Genomic DNA, 4,511 nt, shown 5'->3' with positions numbered 1-4,511 from the left:
ATATCGACTTGCGCCATCATAATGGTAATTACTGTTCTCACCGTGTGTTGCTTGGGATGGGCGTCGACAGCAGTGTGAGAAAGCAAGGCTTAGGCTCCAAGCTAATGAATGTGGCGACTCAATACTGCCGAGAGAGCGAAGCGATTGATTGGCTGGACCTTAATGTATTGTCAAACAACCTTCCGGCTAAAAATCTTTATTTGAGAACAGGGTTTACGGTTGTCGGCGAAATGGAAGACTACTATCGAATTGATGGTCAGTCGGTGTCTGAACTAACAATGACGTTGCAGACTCAAGGGTGATAGACCCAAATCAATCAGGAGGCAAACTTGACCAGACCACTAGCAATTCTCATTCATGTTCCAAACATCGAGCAGGGACTCAGCTGGTATCAAGCCGCCTTTCCTGAGTCTGTCGCCACCTATCATCCGTCTTCTGACTTTACGACTCTAGATATCAATGGTTTTTCTATTGAGATTGTGCAAGCGGATGAGAAAGTTGGCTCTGGCAAAAAGGGAACAGTCCTTTATTGGTCTACAGAGGATTTTGACAAGTCACTTTTACATTTTCAGTTAATTGGGGCTCAGTTATATAGAGGTCCAATGGAGATCGAAGGCGGATTAACGATGTGCCAAGTCGAGGACCCTTTTGGAAACCTAATTGGTTTACGAGGCATTCGTAAAAATATCGCTTGTAATGAGACACGACTAGATAGCGAATAAAGGAATAACAATGATCACTATCGAAAGACTTAATGATGCTCATATTGAGCAAGTTAACCGAATTCAGCTCGCGGATGAGCAAGTTAAGTTTGCAGGAACAGCAACGGACTTTCTGTCAGATGGCAGCGAGACCACGCATCTACACATTATTAAATATGGAAGTGAGGTGGTGGGCTTCTTTAAGCTTGATGTTGCTTACCCAGCTGGCTACAAATTTTGCCCTGAAGGTAGTATTGGTTTAAGGGCGTTTGCGCTTGATAAAAACCAACAAGGAAAGGGGCTAGGTACTGGCGCGGTGCAAGCGCTATTTCCGTATCTAGCAGCCAATTACGAAGGGTATGAATGGATTTACTTAACGGTTAATTGTAAAAACCCCTCAGCCTATAGGTGCTATGTTAAAGGTGGTTTTGAAGATACCAATGAACAGTACCTTGGTGGCGCCGCTGGGCCACAGTTCATTATGCGTGGAGCTATTAACGCTTAACTAAAATCTGTTTATCAAAAGGCAACTGGGAATCAAAGGAATGGCCATGAAAGTTCAATATCTTGAAATTGTTACCTCTGAAGTAGATACGGTTTGTGCGACTTACGCGCAGATCTACGATGTGAAGTTTAGTGATGTGGATTTGAACTTAGGTGGTGCTCGTACCGCTAAGCTCTCTAATGGTGGAGTGATTGGCGTAAGGGGACCACTTCGTGAAACTGAGGAGCCAGTCGTTCGCCATTACACGCTAGTGAAAGACATTGAAGCGGCAGTAAACGCAGCTGAAAAGTTGGGTGCTGAAGTAGCAGTTCCACCAATGGAGTTACCACGTCACGGAATGTGTGCCATTGTCATTCAAAGTGGTGTTGAACTCGGTTTTTGGCAGCTGTAGCTGGTCGTTTGACCAAAGGTATAGAATATAAAATGGCATTTGTTCTAAGGAGGGAACATGTCAATTACATCTGGTATCGCTTTATTTCTAGCAATGGCACTGTCTGCGGCCATACCTGGGCCAAGTGTGTTAGCTGTAGTATCTCGATCAATTAGTCATGGATGGCGACAGGGTTTGTTAGTCGTATTTGGTGTACTCATCGCAGACTATATTTTTATCTTCCTTGCGCTTTCTGGTCTCACTGCCATGGCCAATGCGATGGGAGACTTTGCGACAGTCATCAAGTACATCGGAATCACGTACCTATTTTGGTTAGCTTATACGACATGGACTTCAAGTGATGATGTTGCATCAGTTAAAACTCCGGAAACAACAAGGGCATCAAGTGTCATTGTCGGTATTCTGATGACGCTTTCAAACCCTAAAGCGATACTATTCTATATGGGCTTTTTTCCTGCCTTCATCGATCTCCAGTCATTATCTTCGCTAGATGTGGCGACTATATTAGTCATCTCAACGTTTTCTGTTGGTGGTGTGTTGGGAATCTATGCGTGTATGGCATCAAAGGCGAGTTTCGTTTTTCAAGGGCAAGCAGCTAAGACTTTACTCAACAAGGTATCGGGCGGCTTTTTGGCGACATGTGGGGTGTTACTCGCAACAAAGTCATGAGGTTATGTTCTAGAGTAGTGTGGTCTTAACTGCGGGAAAGAAAGGAGCTCACCCAATATGAAGACTCGTTTTAAAACGGCAACTTTCTTGTTGGCGTCACTCGCTCTATTTGCTTGTAAAGACAAAGCTGATATCTACGCTAATCCACCAGCTAACCTTGTTGAACAGATCGAAGCGTATTATCCGCTTTCGATAAAGTATGTGAAAAAGCATGAGCAAATCGCTTTGTCTCAAGGTGTCCCTTTACGCCCTCAGTATCTAAAGATTGCACGCGACATCGGTATCCAAAATCCAGAAAAAATTCGTGTTCTTTATGTCGATAAAATGCCACTACCTGAAAATGAGTCGCTGCGTTTTCAGATGCAAAGGTTGGGCTTAGATTCACCTTATTTTACGGGAACGGCTTTCGGATATGGTATTTGGATTGCAAATAGGGCCAAAGGAGATAAGTTGTTGCTTGCCCATGAGTTGATCCATGTAAAACAGGCGGAAGATCTTGGGATAGAGGCGTTTACTAAGAAGTATTTGTTGCAGTTAGCGGTGTTTGGTTACGGTGAGGCTCCGATCGAGTTAGAAGCTTATAACAATGCGCCCAATTACTTGTAATTCAGAACAATACGGTTTGTGTTGAGCTGTGCATCAGGAAGGTTTATTGCTGTTTCAAGGAATCTATTTCTAGAGTATGAATTGAAGCCATGGCATTATTTTGATCTTGCTTAACGCATAACAAGGTATGTCATGAAACAAAATATTGTCCATATTGCACTTGTCGTAAAAGACTACGATGAAGCCCTAGACTTCTACGTGAACAAACTCAAGTTTGAGCTTATCGAAGATACCTACTTACCAGATGAAGATAAGCGTTGGGTTGTAGTTGCTCCACCCAATTCACACGGTGTCAGCCTACTACTGGCGAGAGCATCCAAGCCCGAGCAATTGGATTTTATCGGCAACCAAGCTGGTGGCCGTGTGTTCCTCTTCTTAAATACCGATGATTTTTGGCGTGACTATGAACGCATGGTGTCTCTGGGAATCAAATTCGTTCGAGAGCCGAAAGAGCAAGCCTACGGAACAGTGGCGGTATTCGAAGACCTTTATGGAAACCTATGGGATCTTCTGCAATTAAACCCAGACCACCCAATGGCAAATCGATAAACCTGAATCTTACAAGCCAACACCAAATAGCACCGGAGCAACATGGACATAACCAAAATTTCAGCGGATAACGTGCTGCCCATTCGTCACCAAGTACTCTGGCCAAACAAACCAATGTCGTTTTGTGCGGTAGAAGGCGATGAGCATGCCTCGCATTATGGTGCTTATATTGATAACCAATTAGTTTGTGTTGCGTCTGTTTACGTTCAAGGGAAGCAAGCCAGGCTACGTAAGTTCGCTACATTGCCAGAATACCAAGGGCAGGGTGTTGGCTCTAAGGTGATCGCGCACATCATCAAAGATCTACAAGCGGATAAAGTGAGTTATTTTTGGTGTGATGCTCGCACAACCGCTTTGGGTTTCTATCAAAGGTTTGAGATGCAGGTTGAAGGCGTTGAATTCCAAAAATCAGGAGTCTCTTACTACAAGATGTCGGTTCGGTGGGGGGAAAGACGTTCACTGTAACCCTGTGCATCAGTCGTCTATCTAAAACATCAATTCAAGTTAAGGAAGCGTATCGTGGAAGAAATCAAAGGCATTTTGCAATTCATGGCTGAAGTGGAAAAGTTGAAGGATGTTCATAGACAAACGAAGCCAGTTGGTCTGGATCGCTATGAAAACTCCGCTGAGCATAGCTGGCATGTCTGTTTGAGTGCTCTGATGTTGAAAGACTACGCGAATGAAGAGATCGATATAACCCGAGTGATGAAGATGCTGCTTATACACGATCTCGGTGAAATCGATGCGGGTGACACGATCATCTACGCCAGTGAAACGGAAGAAAACAAACTTAAAGAGAGAAATTGTGTTGAGCATTTGCTTGAGTCATTGCCGAGCCATCTAAGATCCGAATATTTGGAGTTATGGCTAGAATTTGAAGCGGGTGAGTCACCGGAAGCGAGATTCGGTAAAGCGATTGATAGAGTGCCGCCTTTACTTCATAACATCCATGGCGGCGGTCATAGCTGGAAGAAGCACAATATATCTAAAGATAAGGTACTGACATTTAACGGTGAACGCATTTCTAAAGGCAGCAAGGCACTGTGGAGTGAACTCGAAGTTCAACTTGAAGCGGCCGCCGAACAAGGGC

Annotated in this window: 9 protein-coding genes; all 9 read left to right on the top strand. The window is 44.1% G+C overall.

The annotated features are described in order from the left end of the window. On the top strand, window positions 1-302 hold a 302-nt coding region (locus BCT81_RS23705), incomplete at its 5' end, for an N-acetyltransferase (protein WP_133152704.1). A gap of 27 nt (window positions 303-329) precedes the next feature. Then, the gene (locus BCT81_RS23700; RefSeq protein ID WP_102426061.1) at window positions 330-722 is read left to right on the top strand and encodes a VOC family protein; all 393 of its coding nucleotides are present in this window, start codon (window positions 330-332) and stop codon (window positions 720-722) included. A 10-nt stretch (window positions 723-732) separates the two neighbouring features. Further along, window positions 733-1,206, top strand: a complete 474-nt coding sequence (locus tag BCT81_RS23695) for a GNAT family N-acetyltransferase (RefSeq protein WP_102426060.1) — start codon at window positions 733-735, stop codon at window positions 1,204-1,206. A gap of 46 nt (window positions 1,207-1,252) precedes the next feature. Beyond that, entirely contained in the window at window positions 1,253-1,597 is a 345-nt protein-coding gene (locus BCT81_RS23690) for a hydroxylase (RefSeq protein ID WP_102426059.1), read from the top strand. A 57-nt stretch (window positions 1,598-1,654) separates the two neighbouring features. Then, window positions 1,655-2,266 (top strand): LysE family translocator, encoded by a 612-nt coding sequence (locus BCT81_RS23685; RefSeq protein WP_102426058.1) that lies wholly within the window; start codon window positions 1,655-1,657, stop codon window positions 2,264-2,266. A 57-nt stretch (window positions 2,267-2,323) separates the two neighbouring features. Then, complete coding sequence (locus BCT81_RS23680) at window positions 2,324-2,872, top strand: hypothetical protein (protein ID WP_102426057.1); 549 nt, start codon at window positions 2,324-2,326, stop codon at window positions 2,870-2,872. 132 nt (window positions 2,873-3,004) lie between these two features. Next, a complete protein-coding gene (locus BCT81_RS23675) occupies window positions 3,005-3,421 on the top strand; it encodes a VOC family protein (RefSeq protein ID WP_102426056.1) in 417 nt (138 codons plus the stop codon). Between the two features lie 42 nt (window positions 3,422-3,463). Continuing rightward, window positions 3,464-3,886, top strand: coding sequence for a GNAT family N-acetyltransferase (locus BCT81_RS23670; protein WP_102426055.1), 423 nt, complete (start codon window positions 3,464-3,466; stop codon window positions 3,884-3,886). 54 nt (window positions 3,887-3,940) lie between these two features. Beyond that, the coding region (locus BCT81_RS23665) for an HD domain-containing protein (RefSeq protein WP_102426054.1) at window positions 3,941-4,511 on the top strand (571 nt) is incomplete at its 3' end.

The sequence above is a fragment of the Vibrio sp. 10N.261.52.A1 genome (genome assembly GCF_002876325.1).
GTDB classification, from domain to species: Bacteria; Pseudomonadota; Gammaproteobacteria; order Enterobacterales; family Vibrionaceae; genus Vibrio; species Vibrio chagasii.
This window is presented reverse-complemented; position numbering and strand designations above follow the sequence as displayed.

What these genes read in the sequence shown, in the direction of transcription:
- BCT81_RS23695 (WP_102426060.1), top strand. Translation starts at nt 733, where the DNA reads ATGATCACTATCGAAAGACTTAATGATGCTCATATTGAGCAAGTTAAC.
- BCT81_RS23675 (WP_102426056.1), top strand. Translation starts at nt 3,005, where the DNA reads ATGAAACAAAATATTGTCCATATTGCACTTGTCGTAAAAGACTACGAT.
- BCT81_RS23670 (WP_102426055.1), top strand. Translation starts at nt 3,464, where the DNA reads ATGGACATAACCAAAATTTCAGCGGATAACGTGCTGCCCATTCGTCAC.
- BCT81_RS23690 (WP_102426059.1), top strand. Translation starts at nt 1,253, where the DNA reads ATGAAAGTTCAATATCTTGAAATTGTTACCTCTGAAGTAGATACGGTT.
- BCT81_RS23680 (WP_102426057.1), top strand. Translation starts at nt 2,324, where the DNA reads ATGAAGACTCGTTTTAAAACGGCAACTTTCTTGTTGGCGTCACTCGCT.
- BCT81_RS23685 (WP_102426058.1), top strand. Translation starts at nt 1,655, where the DNA reads ATGTCAATTACATCTGGTATCGCTTTATTTCTAGCAATGGCACTGTCT.